At 67.8% G+C, this 14601-nt stretch carries 11 protein-coding genes; 6 read left to right on the top strand and 5 right to left on the bottom strand.

The window, feature by feature from the left end; all coding sequences use genetic code 11:
- Positions 1 to 92 precede the first annotated feature (92 nt).
- Positions 93 to 338 carry a hypothetical protein gene (locus tag MJ783_RS09525; RefSeq protein ID WP_045878334.1) on the top strand — a complete coding sequence of 82 codons (246 nt, stop codon included), beginning with the start codon at positions 93 to 95 and terminating at the stop codon, positions 336 to 338.
- Positions 335 to 736, top strand: a complete 402-nt coding sequence (locus MJ783_RS09530) for a type II toxin-antitoxin system VapC family toxin (RefSeq protein ID WP_239310020.1) — start codon at positions 335 to 337, stop codon at positions 734 to 736. The genes MJ783_RS09525 and MJ783_RS09530 overlap by 4 nt, the downstream gene beginning before the upstream one ends.
- A gap of 49 nt (positions 737 to 785) precedes the next feature.
- On the opposite strand, the gene MJ783_RS09535 is transcribed toward MJ783_RS09530, so the two are convergent.
- Positions 786 to 1031, bottom strand: coding sequence for an AbrB/MazE/SpoVT family DNA-binding domain-containing protein (locus MJ783_RS09535; RefSeq protein WP_239310021.1), 246 nt, complete (start codon positions 1029 to 1031; stop codon positions 786 to 788).
- A 233-nt stretch (positions 1032 to 1264) separates the two neighbouring features.
- Positions 1265 to 3001: a protein kinase gene (locus MJ783_RS09540; RefSeq protein ID WP_239310022.1), complete on the bottom strand. Its 1737-nt coding sequence runs from the start codon at positions 2999 to 3001 to the stop codon at positions 1265 to 1267.
- A gap of 270 nt (positions 3002 to 3271) precedes the next feature.
- Here MJ783_RS09540 and lat point away from each other — a divergent pair, with 270 nt between their 5' ends.
- The 4 genes from lat to MJ783_RS09560 all read left to right on the top strand — a co-directional run bounded on the left by lat (position 3272) and on the right by MJ783_RS09560 (position 10933).
- Positions 3272 to 4687, top strand: a complete 1416-nt coding sequence (gene lat, locus MJ783_RS09545) for an L-lysine 6-transaminase (protein WP_370651583.1) — start codon at positions 3272 to 3274, stop codon at positions 4685 to 4687.
- 34 nt (positions 4688 to 4721) lie between these two features.
- Positions 4722 to 6266, top strand: coding sequence for an aldehyde dehydrogenase family protein (locus tag MJ783_RS09550; RefSeq protein ID WP_239310038.1), 1545 nt, complete (start codon positions 4722 to 4724; stop codon positions 6264 to 6266).
- Positions 6267 to 6780: 514 nt separating this feature from the next.
- Positions 6781 to 10338, top strand: coding sequence for a DNA polymerase III subunit alpha (gene dnaE, locus MJ783_RS09555; protein WP_239310024.1), 3558 nt, complete (start codon positions 6781 to 6783; stop codon positions 10336 to 10338).
- A 385-nt stretch (positions 10339 to 10723) separates the two neighbouring features.
- Positions 10724 to 10933 carry a hypothetical protein gene (locus MJ783_RS09560; protein WP_239310025.1) on the top strand — a complete coding sequence of 70 codons (210 nt, stop codon included), beginning with the start codon at positions 10724 to 10726 and terminating at the stop codon, positions 10931 to 10933.
- Between the two features lie 152 nt (positions 10934 to 11085).
- Here the strand turns inward: MJ783_RS09560 and MJ783_RS09565 are convergent, their stop codons facing one another.
- From MJ783_RS09565 to MJ783_RS09575, 3 genes are all read right to left on the bottom strand, one after another.
- Positions 11086 to 12381 (bottom strand): DEAD/DEAH box helicase, encoded by a 1296-nt coding sequence (locus MJ783_RS09565; protein WP_239310039.1) that lies wholly within the window; start codon positions 12379 to 12381, stop codon positions 11086 to 11088.
- Between the two features lie 578 nt (positions 12382 to 12959).
- Positions 12960 to 14231 (bottom strand): DUF445 domain-containing protein, encoded by a 1272-nt coding sequence (locus MJ783_RS09570; protein WP_239310026.1) that lies wholly within the window; start codon positions 14229 to 14231, stop codon positions 12960 to 12962.
- A 25-nt stretch (positions 14232 to 14256) separates the two neighbouring features.
- On the bottom strand, positions 14257 to 14601 hold a 345-nt coding region (locus MJ783_RS09575), incomplete at its 5' end, for a hypothetical protein (protein WP_370651582.1).

Here is a 14601-nt window from a genome sequence, read left to right on the forward strand (position 1 = left end):
ACCCTCGACCAGCTCTTCGGCTAGCCGGTAGGCGCATCTGGAGCATCGAGGAGGCTTCATGCGTGATGCATGAATCGTGGTAGCGTGGACCTATGAGCGAGTCCGCCGACGGGGGCATCATCCAGGTGCGCGATGTCGATCCGACGACGCTCGCGGTCCTCCGCGAGCGTGCCAGATCGCTCGGCCAGTCACTGTCCGGGTACCTGCGGGACCTGATGGATGCCGACGCGGCCACGGAGACCAACGCCGAGGTTATCGCTCGCATCGCGCGAGACAGGGAACCGGTGGAGCTCACCATGGACGACATCCTCGCGGCGCGCGACGAGGGACGGCGTTGACCCTCACGTACGTGGTTGACTGCTCGCTCGTCATTGATGTGCTGTCCGTCCGCGATGGCGACGAGGTGCTCCGGCAGCGCCTGTCCGCCCCGCGCGCGCTGCACGCCCCGCACCATCTCGACGTCGAGGTCGCGTCAACAGTCCGCGGGCTTGCCGCCGGGAAGAAGATCACTGGCCATCGCGGCGAGCAGATGCTGGCTGACTACGCGCGCCTGCGGATCACCCGTCATCCGGTCTGGCCCTACCACCCCCGGATGTGGGAACTGCGGCACAACCTCGGCGCCTACGACGCCGCCTACATCGCGCTCGCCGAAGCACTCGGCTGCGAGCTGCTCACCGGCGACACGAAGCTCAAGAACGCTGCCGGACACCGCGCGACAGTCATCGTCACCCGGTAGCGGAACCGGGCTCGCTTCCCAGCGTACGGCCCGCTGGTGTCGACGGCCTTCATCGCCGGGTTCGCTCCAGCGTGGCACGTACCAGGTCAGCGGTCAGCATCGGCATGTCCGTATCAGTGACGGCGATCACACCGTCACTCTCGTCTACCAACGTCATTGATGTCGGTGTCGGAGCGATCTCCAGTCGCCCATCCCGTTCCGCGATCTCCAGCGTCTGACCCGCGGTGAGCCCGAGAGCGTCACGTAGCGCCTTGGGGATGACGACGCGCCCGGCGGCGTCAATGACCGTCCGCATGCCAAAAATTTACCATCGGCTGCCCTGAATGGCTTTCCAGCGAGGGCTGAGCCAGGAAGAATCCGACGCTGCCAGCGGCGGCGAAGACGCTCATCATTGACTCGCGTCCACTCGAGCAAGCTCTCATCGAGCGGTTCGAGTTCGAGCTTTCTCTCGGACGGTAGCTGGGCTGTGGCACACTGATTACGCTCATGCGCGACTACCGGGCCGCAGGGCCGGGCGGCGCTGCGCGGTCAGCGGCGGCTGCCGTGTGCGTTGGGGTCGTTCGGCGGGATCGACGCGGGGTCGACGTTCAGTTTCCTGCCGTCCCAGTGGAACACCACGTCGGTGGTTCCGCCGCTTGGGCAGCACGCCTTGTCCGCTGGTTCGTACAGGTCGTAGCGCAGGACGACGGTCGTCTGCGTCGCGGACACGAAGTGGATGCCGGCGCTCGGTTCACTGAAGTCCTTACCGATCAGGTCGGTGCCGACGAAGAAGAATCCAGACTGGCGGGGCGTGCCGGATGCGCTGTTGGGCGTGCTGGGCGTGCTGGGCGTGCCGCCGCCTTGACCGATCAGGACATTAAGATTCCGGCCCACGGCGAAGCCGGTGTGGTCGATCACGGTGAAACCCTGCGCGTTGACGATGTTTGAGGCCTCAGCCAGGGTGAGAGGCGCATGCGTCGGCGGCTGGGTGGTCGTCCGCGGCGGGGTGACGGGCGGTGGCACGGTGGCGGTCCGGCCGGCCGGCGGCGTTGGGCCTCGGAAGGTGGTTGTGACCCCGCCGACGGCTGCTGGTGTCTGCCCGGCCACCGTCGCTTCGCCCCCGTTGCCAGCGGGGGAGTTCTGCCCGCGTAAGGCCAGGGCTGTGGCGATCCCACCGATGAGTGCCAGCGCCAGGATGGTCGCCAGAACAACGGTGAAGGTGCCGCGCCGACGGGGTCGTGAGGGCTTCGGCGGTGGCTCCCGGTACGGCTCCTCGGATTGCTGGTGCGGTCCTGGTTGCTGGTGCGGCATGGCGCGCGGCGGGCCGTCGCCAGCGCGGGTGCGGTAGGTGGGCGAACGGAACGTGTCCGCCTGTTCCTCGGCAGGAGCCTGGGAAGGTGCCTGTGGCGGGGTGGGCGGCAGCGACCACCACTGCGCCAGCGCGGTGTGTGCCGCTCGGACCGTCTCATCGGGGTCGGTCGCGTCGCGGCCGAGGAGAGCCGCGACGAGCGCCGCCGCGGTCGGGCGCCGTGCCGGCTCCTTGTCCAAGGTCCAGGCCAGCACCGCGCGTAGCGCCGGTGGCACGCCGGTCAGGTCTGGCTCAGCAGTCATGATCTGGATGGCGATCGCCTCGGGCCGCTCGCCCCGGAACGGCTGGCGGCCGGTAGCGGCGAACGCCACGCAGGCGCCCCAGGCGAAGACATCGGTCGGCGGCCCGGCCCGCTCACCCCGGAGTTGTTCGGGTGCCATCCACACCAGGGTGCCGACGAGCACGCCGGTACGGGTGTGGCTGGTTGAATCGGCTGACCGCGCGATCCCGAAGTCGATGACCTTCGGGCCTTCCCAGGTGACCAGAATGTTGGACGGCTTGAGATCGCGGTGGATCACTCCGGCCGTGTGGATCGCGACCAGGGCGTCGGCGAGCCCGACCGCCAGCCCGTCGAGCAGGCGTCCGGTGAAGGGGCCGCGCAGGGCCACCGCCTCGGTCAGGCTGCGGCCCTCGACATATTCGGTGGCCATCCACGGGCGCGGGCCGGCGGTGTCGGCGTCGATCACCGCGGCGACCGACATGCCGCGCACCCGGGCGGCCGCGGTCACCTCGGTGCGGAACCGGTCGCGGAACTCAGGGCTGTCGGCGAGCCCCGGCGACGGCACCTTGACCGCGACCGGTTTGTTGTCATCGGCGAACCCGAGATAGACGGTGCCCATGCCGCCGGCGCCGATCCGGCTCTGTAGACGGTACGGCCCGATCTGACGCGGGTCGTTGTCCGTCAGTGGCTGGAGCACGCGTTTTCCCCCTCGTTGACGTTTGCCTGCCGGCCCGATCGGCAGCCGACGTCCCCAATTGTCCCTGATGGCCGTCACCGCGTGGTTGCGCCGTCCTGTCGACGTCGGCTATTCGACAACCTGCGGCGAAGGGGAAAAATTTTATCTTGATTTCAAGTAGAAGGAATAGTATCTTTGCGATCAAGCTGGTTCTACCGAAGGTTTCTCTGTCTCGCTGAGATGTCGGACCGGTCGACGCGAGATATGCGCGAGGAGGATGGGATGCCGAGCATGCCTGCCGCGGTCACCGCGCGGAATCGGATCTCCCCGGTCGCCAGGAGCCGGGCTGCCGCACACTCCACGGTCGCGCCGGGCCGTGTGCTGGAGGTGCTGGGCCGCCATGTCCTCATGGATGGCTTCGGCATCGTTTTTGATCTTGAACGTAGCCGTGGCAGCTGGCTCGTGGATGCCCGTGACGGCCAGCGCTATCTGGATCTTTACAGCTTCTTCGCCTCGGCGCCGCTGGGGATCAATCCACCCCAGCTGACCGGCGACCCCGTTTTCCTCGCCGAACTGACCGCCGCGGCGGTCAACAAACCGGCCAACCCCGACATCGCCACCGCCGCCTACGCGGGGTTCGTCGAGACGTTCGCCCGGGTTCTCGGTGACCCGGAACTGCCCCACCTGTTCTTCGTCGAGGGTGGGGCGCTCGCCGTCGAGAACGCGCTGAAGTGCGCGTTCGACTGGAAAAGCCGTCGCAATGCCCAGGCTGGACGGTCACCGTCACTCGGGACGCGGGTGCTGCACCTACGCCACGCCTTTCACGGCCGCAGCGGCTACACACTGTCGGTCACCAACACCGACTCGGTGAAGACCGATCGCTTTCCGGTGTTCGACTGGCCCCGGATCGACACCCCGGTGGTCACCTACCCGCTGGAGGGCACCCGGCTCGCCGACCTCGCCGCGGCCGAGGCGGGCGCGCTCGCCCAGGCCGAGGCCGCGTTCGCTCGCCATCCTCACGATATCGCCTGTTTTCTGGCCGAACCGATCCAGGGCGAGGGCGGCGACAATCACCTGCGAGCGGAGTTCCTCGCCGCGATGGAACGGCTGTGCCATGTCCATGAGGCGCTTTTCGTCCTTGACGAGGTCCAGACCGGGGTGGGAGCCACCGGTGCGGCCTGGGCGCACCAGCAGCTGGGCCTGCGTCCCGATGTCGTCGCGTTCGGTAAGAAGGTGCAGCTCGGCGGGGTGATGGCGGGCCGGCGGGTGGATGAGGTGCCCGACAACGTCTTCCGGGTCACCGGAAGGATCAACTCGACCTGGGGCGGCGGGCTGGTCGACATGGTCCGCTCCCGTCGGATGCTTGAGATCATGGAGGCGGACGGGCTGTTCGCCCGTGCCGGCACACTCGGCCGCGATCTGCTGGCTGGCCTGTGGGAGCTTGCCCGCGGCTACCCGTCGTTGGTGACCAACCCGCGCGGGCGCGGCCTGCTGTGCGCGATCGACCTGCCCTCGCCGGAGATCCGCAACGAGGTGGTGCGCCGGCTGCGTACCGAGGAACATGTTCTCGTCCTGCCCGCGGGGCCGCGCGCACTGCGGTTCCGGCCCGCGTTGACCGTCTCCGCCACCGAGCTCTCCCGCGGGGTGGCGGCGCTCGAGCGGGTGCTGGCCCGTACCCCGGCTACTGACGTCCCGGCTACCTGCTGAGAGCGTGATGATGACATCGGTGAGCTATGGAGTCGTGCCGGCCGGTCGGGCAGCCAGCCATGACCATGCGGGCCGGGCGGTGCGCCGTTCGACGAACCCCGCCCGTCTGGACGAGGTGGTCGCCGAGATCGTGCTTGCCAGCCCCGCCGACCTGCTGGCCGCCTGCCGTGCCGCGCGAGCGGCTCAGCCGGGCTGGGCGGATGTACCCGCGCCCGTCCGCGGGAGCGTGATCGCGAACCTCGGGCGGCTCGTCGAGGACAATGCGGCCGCGCTCGCCCGGCTGGTCACCCGTGAGGTCGGCAAGCCGCTGGCCGAGGCGTGCGGTGAGGTACAGGAGATCATCGATACCTGCCGCTTCTTTCTCGGCGAGGGGCGCCGTCTGTACGGCGAGACCGTGCCCTCGGAGCTGCCCGACAAGCAGTTGTTCACTTTCCGGGAGCCGGTTGGTGTGCTGACGGTGATAACCGCGGGCAACTTTCCGGTGGCGGTTCCGTCGTGGTACATCGTTCCGGCATTGTTGTGCGGCAACACCGTCGTCTGGAAGCCCGCCGTCTACGCGGCCGCATGCGCGCAGGCGTTCACCGAGCTGATCCGCCGTGCCGGGGTACCGGCCGGTGTGCTCGAAGTCGTCCCGGCGGAGGGGGTGGAGACGTTCACCGGCCTGGAGCGGGCGCTGGCCGCGGGCCTTGTCGACAAGGTCGGCTTCACCGGCTCGACCGAGGTCGGCCGGATGATCGGCGAACTGTGCGGCCGGCACCTACAAACCCCCTGCCTGGAACTTGGCGGGAAGAACCCGATGGTCGTCGCACCCGACGCGGATCTGGACGCCGCCGTCGCCGGCGCGGTGTTTGCTGGTTTCGGCACGGCCGGGCAGCGGTGCACCTCACTCGGTACGGTGATCGTGCATGCTTCGCTGCACGACGAGTTCGTCCGCCGGTTCGTGGCCGCGGTCGAGGCCGCGGCCATTGGTGATCCCTTCGCGGACGTCCTGTACGGGCCGTTGCTCGATCTGCGGTTCGCCGACGGTTTCGAGCGCACCCTCGGGTGCATCCGTGACCATCACCGGGTCGCGGGTTCCTCGGCGGTCGGGCGGATCGACGCGGCCCGCCCGCGGGACGGGTTCGTCGGTGCCGCCGAGACCGGTCTGTACTATCACCCGGTGATCATTGACGGGGTGCGGCCCGGTGACGAGGTGTTCGATGAGGAGACCTTCGGCCCGATCGTCGGCGTCACCGCCTACCGGCACCTCGACGAGGCCATAGAACTGGCCAACGCACCTGGTTACGGTTTGTCGTCGTCGATCTACACCAATAACCCGGCGACTGTTTTCCGGTTCCGTCGCGGTGTCAGCGCCGGCATGGTCAGCGTCAACAACTCGACGTCCGGGGCTGAGGCGCATCTGCCGTTCGGCGGTAACGGCCGGTCCGGCAACGGTTCCCGCCAGTCCGGACGCTGGGTGCTCGACCAGGTCACCCGGTGGCAGGCAGTCAACTGGGACTACTCCGGCCACCTGCAGAAGGCCCAGCTGGAAACCGGCGTCCCCGCCGCCGACCTCACCTACCGCCTCCCCAGCGGTTAGAGCGTGTGAGATCGGGCTTTCGATCAGTGAGTCGCGCCCAGGCGCACCCTGGCAAGGCGGAAGGCCGAAGCGAGACCGGATGAGTTGTCTCGGTGTGGCCGACAAGGCAGCCAGGGGGCGCTTGGACGCGGCGAGCCGGAATGACGATCTTAGTGGTTGCCGCCGGAAGTTCGTCCAGGGTCTGCCGGCGGCGACCACTTAGAGCGCCCGGCAACAGGGAGCGTGGATCAAGCAGCGGGGCTGGGGCGCGTGCCTCGCGCGGCGATGGCTGGGAGCGATGACGTGAGGCACGTGTCCGCGTGTCCGCGTGGTGATGAGCGGTGATGAGCGGTTCGTAGGTACGCCGTGTTCGCGGGAAGGATCGGTTGCTGGTATGGGGATCAGGCTGATGAGCGGTCCGCCCGCCTCACCGGCGTCCCTGTGGTCGTTGAGGCTGGTACCACTGTGCCGCGTGCGGAGGCCCTGGGTATGCGCCGCTAGAGTTCAGGGAGGGACAGGGTAAGAAAGGGGACCGATGGCTAGCGATTCTTTTGTCCATCTGCATGTTCACACCGAGTACTCGATGTTGGACGGTGCGGCCAAGGTCAATTCCCTGTGTACTGAGGCCGCTCGTCTCGGGATGCCCGCGGTCGGTATGACCGATCATGGTAACATGTTCGGCTCCTACGAATTCCAGCAAGCCGCGAAGAAATCCGGTGTCAAACCGATCATCGGTATCGAAGCCTATATCGCGCCTGAATCACGTTTCCACAAGAAGCCTATCTTCTGGGGCGAGGGTGGCCAGCGGAACGCTGATCCCGACGGTGAGGGCGGCGACGTCTCCGGTGGTGGCTCCTACACCCATATGACTATGCTCGCTGCTGGCGCGACCGGCTTGCGGAACCTTTTTCGCCTGTCCAGCCTGGCGAGTCTCGACGGCTACTACCGCAAACCCCGGATGGATCGCGAGCTGATTTCCGAGCATGCCGCCGGAATCATCGCGACAACGGGCTGTCCCTCCGGTGAGGTCCAGACCCGGCTGCGGCTCGGCCAGTTCGACAAGGCGCTGGAAGCCGCCGCGACCTTCCAGGACATATTCGGCGCGGAGAACTACTTTCTCGAGCTGATGGACCACGGCCTGGCCATCGAACGCAGCGTGCGCGATGGTCTCCTGCGAATCGCCCGGGAGCTGGACCTTCGACCGCTCGCGACCAATGACAGCCACTATGTCACCAAGGACCAGGCGGACTCGCACAGCGCACTGCTGTGCGTCGGCACCGGCAAGACACTCGATGACCCGAAGCGGTTCAAGTTCGACGGCGACGGCTACTACCTGAAGAGCCCGGACGAGATGCGGGAACTGTGGGACGGTCAGGTCGCCGGCGCCTGTGACAGTTCTTTGTTGATCGCCGAGCGGGTCGAGCCGTACGACGAGGTGTTCACATTCGTCGACCGAATGCCACGCTTCCCCGTCCCCGCCGGTGAGGACCAGTTGTCCTGGCTGTACAAAGAGGTGGCCCGAGGGGTGGAACACCGGTTCGGCGCCGACCCCTCGCAAGAGGTCCGCGAGCGGATCGACTATGAACTTCGGATGATCGACCAGATGGGTTTCCCCGCCTACTTCCTGGTCGTCGCGGACATCTGCCGTGAGGCACGCGAGAAGGGCATCCGGGTGGGGCCGGGACGCGGCTCGGCCACCGGCTCAATGGTCGCCTACGTCCTCGGGATCACCGAGCTCGACCCGATCGAGCACAAACTGATCTTCGAGCGCTTCCTGAACCCCGAACGGGTCACCCCGCCTGACGTCGACCTGGACTTCGACGAACGCCGTCGCGGCGACATGATCCGTTACGTGACGGAGAAGTACGGTGAGGAGAAGGTCTGCCAGATCCTCACTTTCGGCACCATCAAGGCGAAGGCCGCGATCAAGGACTCCTGTCGTGTCCTGGGCTTCCCCTACGCTCTCGGTGACCGCATCACCAAGGCGATGCCGCCGGATGTGTTCGGCAAGGGCATCCCCCTGTCCGGCATCACCGACCCCCAGCACGAGCGATACAGCGAAGCGGCGGAGGTCCGCGGCCTCTACGAAACCGACCAGGAGGTCCGAAAGGTCATCGACACGGCCCGCGGGCTCGAAGGGCTCACCCGCGGAACCGGTGTGCACGCGGCCGGTGTCATTCTCTGCTCCGAACCGCTGCTGAATGTTCTACCGATTCACCGGCGTGACGCGGACGGCGCCATCATCACGGGCTTCCCATTCCCGCAGTGCGAGGACATGGGCCTGCTGAAAATGGACTTCCTGGGCCTGCGGAACCTCACCGTCATCGACGACGCCATCCGTAACATCCGGCAGAACCGTGGGATCGATCTCGATCTCCAGAAACTTCCGCTGGCCGATGTCCCCACTTTCGAGCTGCTGGCCCGTGGTGACACGCTTGGGGTGTTCCAGCTCGACGGTGGTCCCATGCGCAGCCTGCTGCGCCTGATGGCGCCGACCAAGTTCGAGGACATCGCGGCGGTGCTGGCGCTGTACCGGCCGGGGCCCATGGCGGCAAACTCGCACATCGAGTACGCGGACCGCAAGAACGGCCGCAAGCCCATCACGCCCATCCATCCGGAACTACGGGACGTGCTCGAAGGAATCCTCGGTGAGACCTACCATCTCGTCGTCTACCAGGAGCATGTGCTCGCCATCGCCCGTGAGCTCGCCGGTTACAGCCTCGGTAAGGCGGACCTGCTGCGCCGCGCCATGGGGAAGAAGAAGAAGGAGATCCTGGACGCCAGCTATGCCGAGTTCATGACGGGTATGGACGAAAAGGGTTACTCGTCGGCGGCCGCGCAGGCGGTCTGGGACGTTCTGCTCCCGTTCTCCGGTTACGGATTCAACAAGTCGCACACCGCCGGCTACGGTGTCGTGTCGTTCTGGACCGCTTATCTGAAGGCGAACTACCCAGCCGAGTTCATGGCCGCCCTGCTCACCTCGGTCGGGGACGACAAGGACAAGATGGCGGTGTATCTGGCGGAATGCCGCAAGATGGGGATCCGCGTGTTGCCGCCGGACGTCAACGAGTCGTCCCTGTATTTCACACCGGTCGGTGCCGACGTTCGCTTCGGGCTGGGCGCCATTCGCAACGTCGGGGCGCCGGTTGTCGACTCGATCAGAGCCACCCGGCAGAAGAAGGGGGCGTTCACCTCGTTCCCGGACTTCCTCGACAAGGTTGAGATCGGTGTCTGCAACAAACGTACCGTCGATTCCCTCATCAAGGCGGGCAGCTTTGATTCGCTCGGCCACACCCGCCGGGCGCTGGCCCGCGTCCATGAGGCCGCCATTGACGCCGTCGTCGGCCCTAAACGGGCTGAGGCGTTCGGCCAGTACGGTCTGTTCGGCGATGCTGACGGGAACGAGAGCGAACCGGTCAAAATCGGCCTCGATCTTGATCTCGACGTCGCGGAGTGGCCACGCCCGGAACTTCTCGCGCAGGAACGCGAGATGCTCGGCCTCTACGTTTCCAGCCATCCGCTGGAAGGCGCTGAGAAGATATTGGAACGTAATCGGGACACGTCGATCGTCGATTTGCTCGAAAGTGGCCGAAGCGAGGGTGCGGTCCGTATCGCGGGTGTGATCGCGAAGGTCGACCGGCGGGTCAACAAGACCAGCGGCAGTCTCTGGGCCATCCTTACCGTCGAGGATCTCGACGCCGCCGTGGAGGTCCTGTTCTTCCCGAAGAGCTATGAGATTCACGGTTCGCAGCTGGTGCCTGACGCTGTTGTCTCGGTCCGGGGCAGGCTCAACGAGCGCGACGGCGCCATCAGCATCTTCGGACAGGATCTCACGACGCTCGATGTCTCGAGCCTCAACGCGGACGCGGAACCGCCTGTCGTCCTCATGCTGCCCACCCACAAGGTGACCCCGGACCTCGTCAGCAACCTCAAACGCATCCTGGCCACGCATCCCGGCAGGACTCCCGTGCACCTGCGGCTGCAGGGCCCGCGCCGGACCTCTCTGCTCAGGCTCGGGCCCGAGGTCGACACGACCGGAGCCTTCTGGGGGGATATCAAGAGCCTCCTCGGTACGAAGGCCATCGCGTCGTGACCGCGAGCTGAGCCGTGACCGCGAGCTGACGAGACGACCCGCGCGCAGGCGCGTCCGCCGTTGTTCTGGCCTGGTCCGGGCACGCGGCCGGGCTTTCGCCCGGCTGGTCGTTGTCCCAACTATCAACTATCAACAACTGTCGACCGACAGTGACACGGCCAAGGCACGCCTGTGCCGCGCTGGGACACAGCGTATGCCCAGCAGATGGCCAACTTGGTTGTGTATACGCCATCTGTGATCGTGCATGAATATTCTCACCCACAGCCGCCTTATTGTCCCGAACGTCGGCTCGATATGTTTCGTAGCCAGGTGTCCGCAGGATGCGGGCACGCCCGTTGTGCCATTACGGGCTGGTTACACATGTCGTTGTTGTATGGAGGGGGCAATGTCGGTGTCTGAGCAGGATGAATCGGTTTACCTGGAGCCGCGCGGATCGTGGTCAGGCCAGTGGGCGGCGGCGGAAGGGGACGTCGACAGCCGGGTGGACGGCGCGTCCGAGTCGTGGCGGGTCCCGCGTTCCGTCGCGAACCCGTCACGGCTGCGGCTGGGAGCGGCGCGTCAGGTGATTGCGGCCGGGGTATCCGACGGGCTCTGAGCAGGCTGGCCAGCGGGCCTTGTGCCGAGGGCGTGGCACCGGACGAGTCGGTGCCACGCCCTCGGCGTTGTCAGCCGGCCGCCGTATGCGTGATCACAACTTTCACGCGCGCGACGGCCAGGGAGGTCAGTTGTAGATCATTTTTGGTCGGGTCAGCCCTGACCGGTCGCCGTGGTGGATGCCGGCCCCTGGCGGCGCCCGCCACGGCGCTGCTGGTCGGACCCACGGCCACCGGATGCGGAACCGCCGCGGGATGAGGACGTGCCCCACTGCTTGTCGGTACCGCGCCGTGAACCGCCGCCGGGCCGTCCCTGCGCCGGCACCCGGGAGGATGCCGACGCCGGCAGGGACTGGGTGGCGGTCCGCTGCTGCGGCAGGACCCGGGGCGCGGGAGGCCCGGCGAGGCGTGCCACTACCTCGGCGTCCGCGTCGGCCGGTTCCGGCTGGGCGTCGCTACCGGCGGCACGCAGCAACGCACGCACAATCCCGCGTTCCTCTGGAAGCGAGACGAGCACATCGGCACCGTGCGCGCCCGCTCGTGCGGTCCGTCCACCGCGGTGCTGGTAGGTCTTGGGATCGCTGGGAAGCCCCGCGTGCACCACGATGTCGACGCCGTCGACGTGAATGCCGCGAGCGGCCACGTCGGTGGCGACCAGCACCCGGTGCGCGCCGTCGGCGAACCCGGCGAGCGCCCGGGTCCGGGCGTTCTGCGCCATGCCGCCGTGCAGCGGCTGAGCGGGGACACCCGAGCGGGTGAGCTGCTCGGCGAGCCGGTCCGCACCCCGCTGGGTGCGGGCGAACACCAGGGTCCGGCCGGAACCGCCGGCGAGCGCGGTGACCAGACGGGTGTGGGCGGCCGGGTCCGCCGCTTCGAGGGCGTGCCGCGACAGTGTCGAGACCTGCGCGGTCTCGGAATCGATGGCGACGAGCACCGGCTCTGGCAGGTACTGGCGGACCAGCACCTCAACCTCCCGGTCGAGGGTCGCGCTGAACAGCAGCCGTTGGCCACCAGCGGGGGTGGCGTCCAGCAGCGCTCGCACGGCCGGGAGGAAGCCGAGGTCACACATGTAGTCGGCCTCATCCAGCACCGTGACCGCGATCTCTTCCAGGGAGCAGGCACCGCGTTCGATCAGGTCGGTGAGGCGCCCGGGAGTGGCGACGACGATGTGCACTCCGCGCCGCAGCGAGCTGATCTGGCGGGAGATCGACGTTCCGCCGTACACCGCGCGCAGCCGAAGGCCGAGCGGTCTGGCGAGCGGGTCCAGCGCGTCGTGGACCTGCTGGGCGAGTTCCCGGGTGGGAACGAGGATCAGGCCGCGGGGGCGCCCTGGCGTGACGGCGCGGTTCTTCGACAGCTCCGCGAGCATCGGCAGGCCGAACCCCAGGGTCTTGCCGGATCCCGTGCTCGCGCGGCCGAGAACGTTCTCACCGGCGAGGACGTCGGGCAGGGTGGCCGCCTGTACCGGGAAGGGAGCGGTAATTCCCTGGCGGGCAAGGGCTGTGACGAGGGACGGCGGCAAACCCGCGTCCGCGAAGGAGGTGACCGGCGGGCGCGGCTCGCGGGTCGGCAGTGTCGGGCGGGGCGGGGGCGCGGACCGGTTCGGTCCGTTCTGCTTGCCGCCCGGACGAGGGCCGCCGCGACCGCGGTATCCGCCACCACCACCGGGTCGGGAACGGCGGCGGGCAGGGGAGGGCTGAGTATCACCGTGCTGAGACAGGGTTCTTCCGTCCGTCGTGTCGAGGTCGCCGCGTGGATGCGTCGGCGATCATGTGGCAGCGATCGTGCGTCCAGCTCGGGCCGCGTCACCAGAGCATGATCAGATTAAACCCGTCCGGGTTCGCACCAACCTGCTGTCACACGGACCTCGGGTGCGTGGCCCGAAAACCGCGCACCATGGACGGCCTGTGGCCGCCAGCGTGTTCAGCGTACACCGATCACCTCCGGGGGTGCCGCTGACCTCCTCTGTTGCGATGAGATCTCGCGCACGCCGAGGCGGCGTGAGCAGAAACGTGACCAGAAAGGAGCTCATAGCAACAGGCTTGTCAGTAGATGGATGACGAGCCCGGCGATCGCGCCGACCACCGTTCCGTTGATGCGGATGTACTGTAGGTCACGGCCCACGTGTAGTTCAATCTTGGTTGAGGTCTCGGTCGGTTCCCAGTTCGCGACCGTTTCGCTGATCACCGCGGTGATCTCGGATCGGTAGCGGTTGACGATCCATGCCACGATGTCGTTGGCTGCGGCGTCGACGCCCGCGCCCAGCCGCGGTTCCGCGGTCAGCCGCTCGCCGAGTGTCCGTAGCTCGTCGGCCATCCGGGTCCGCAGGACGCCGCCGGGATCGTCGGCAGCGTCGATCAGGATGGCCTTGGTGGCGTTCCACATGGTCGCGAGCGCCAGGTCGACCTCCGGATGATCACGGATGCGTTCCTTGAGCTTCTCCACCCGCTCGGCGGTGGCGGGGTCGGTGCGCAGCTGTTCGGCGAACCGGGCCAGAAAGTCGTCCAACGCCCGGCGCAGCCGATGGTCCGGGTCCGCGCGGACCTCGCTGATGAACCGCAGCGCCTCGGCGTAGGCGCGGGCCGCGATCGCCTCGTCGACGAATCGCGGTGACCAGGATGGGGCCTTGTCGGTCACTATCCGTAGCATTATTTCCGGATTGTCGCGCAGCCAGGCCTCCGCCTGCACGGCAACCAGGTCGACGAGACGATGGTGCAGCCCGCCGGCCACGATCCGGCCGAGCGCGGTGCCGGCGGCCGGCGCCCACGGGCGATCCATGACCCGGGCCAGGATGGTCTTCTCGACCACATCCAGCATCACGTCGTCCCGGATGCCCGAGATCGCGGCAGCCAACCGGCCAGATGCCTCCGCGGCGACCCATTCGGCGTGGCCGGGGGCACCGAGCCACGCCCCCATGCGCATGGCCACCCCCAGGCCCGCGATTTTCTCCCGGATCACCGACTCGGCCAGGAAGTTCTGGGCGACGAAGCGCTCGAGGCTGCGTCCCAGGTCGTTCTTGCGGTTCGGGATGATCGCTGTATGCGGGATGGGCAGGCCCAGCGGCCGGCGGAACAGGGCGGTCACGGCAAACCAGTCGGCCAGGGCGCCCACCGCCCCCGCCTCCGCCGCGGCCCGGACATAGCCGGCCCACGTCGGCCCGCCGCCGCTCTCCCAGCGCCAGAACACGACATAGACGACCACGACAAGGGCCAGCAGCCCGGTCGCGATCGTCCGCATCCGCCGCAGCCCACGCCGCAGTTCGGCGTCGTTGGGCGCCGCGGGCTCCGGTCGCGCGGGCATCGTCCTCCGCTCCTGGGCTGTCACGTCATGTGCTGTCCTGCCCTGTGCCGTCCCCGTCCCGCCGGTGCCGATCGGCCGCGGCGAATGCTCCGGTTACGACCGTACGGCCGCGACGTCTCGATGTGCGGCGGTCAGCCGCGGTCGTGACAGAGCTGTCGGCCCCGTGGGCGGGCCCCGGCGGCAGACACGCCACGGCGACCATTCCCAGGAGCGCGCAGTAAGCGCCGATCACCCGCCCCGAGCCGCCGTGGGCCGCCGCGAGCAGCTGGAGGGCGGCGCCGCAGGCGACGGCGAGGGTGCCCGTAGCGACGGTGCGGATCACCGGACTGAATGTGCTGGCGAGCACCGCTTGCCGGGCGGGCCCGGGGCT

The organism is Protofrankia sp. Cj3, assembly GCF_917627355.1.
Lineage (GTDB): Bacteria > Actinomycetota > Actinomycetes > Frankiales > Frankiaceae > Protofrankia.

What these genes read in the sequence shown, in the direction of transcription:
- MJ783_RS09525 (WP_045878334.1), top strand. Translation starts at nt 93, where the DNA reads ATGAGCGAGTCCGCCGACGGGGGCATCATCCAGGTGCGCGATGTCGAT.
- MJ783_RS09535 (WP_239310021.1), bottom strand. Translation starts at nt 1,031, where the DNA reads ATGCGGACGGTCATTGACGCCGCCGGGCGCGTCGTCATCCCCAAGGCG.
- lat (WP_370651583.1), top strand. Translation starts at nt 3,272, where the DNA reads ATGCCTGCCGCGGTCACCGCGCGGAATCGGATCTCCCCGGTCGCCAGG.
- dnaE (WP_239310024.1), top strand. Translation starts at nt 6,781, where the DNA reads ATGGCTAGCGATTCTTTTGTCCATCTGCATGTTCACACCGAGTACTCG.
- MJ783_RS09560 (WP_239310025.1), top strand. Translation starts at nt 10,724, where the DNA reads ATGTCGGTGTCTGAGCAGGATGAATCGGTTTACCTGGAGCCGCGCGGA.
- MJ783_RS09570 (WP_239310026.1), bottom strand. Translation starts at nt 14,231, where the DNA reads ATGCCCGCGCGACCGGAGCCCGCGGCGCCCAACGACGCCGAACTGCGG.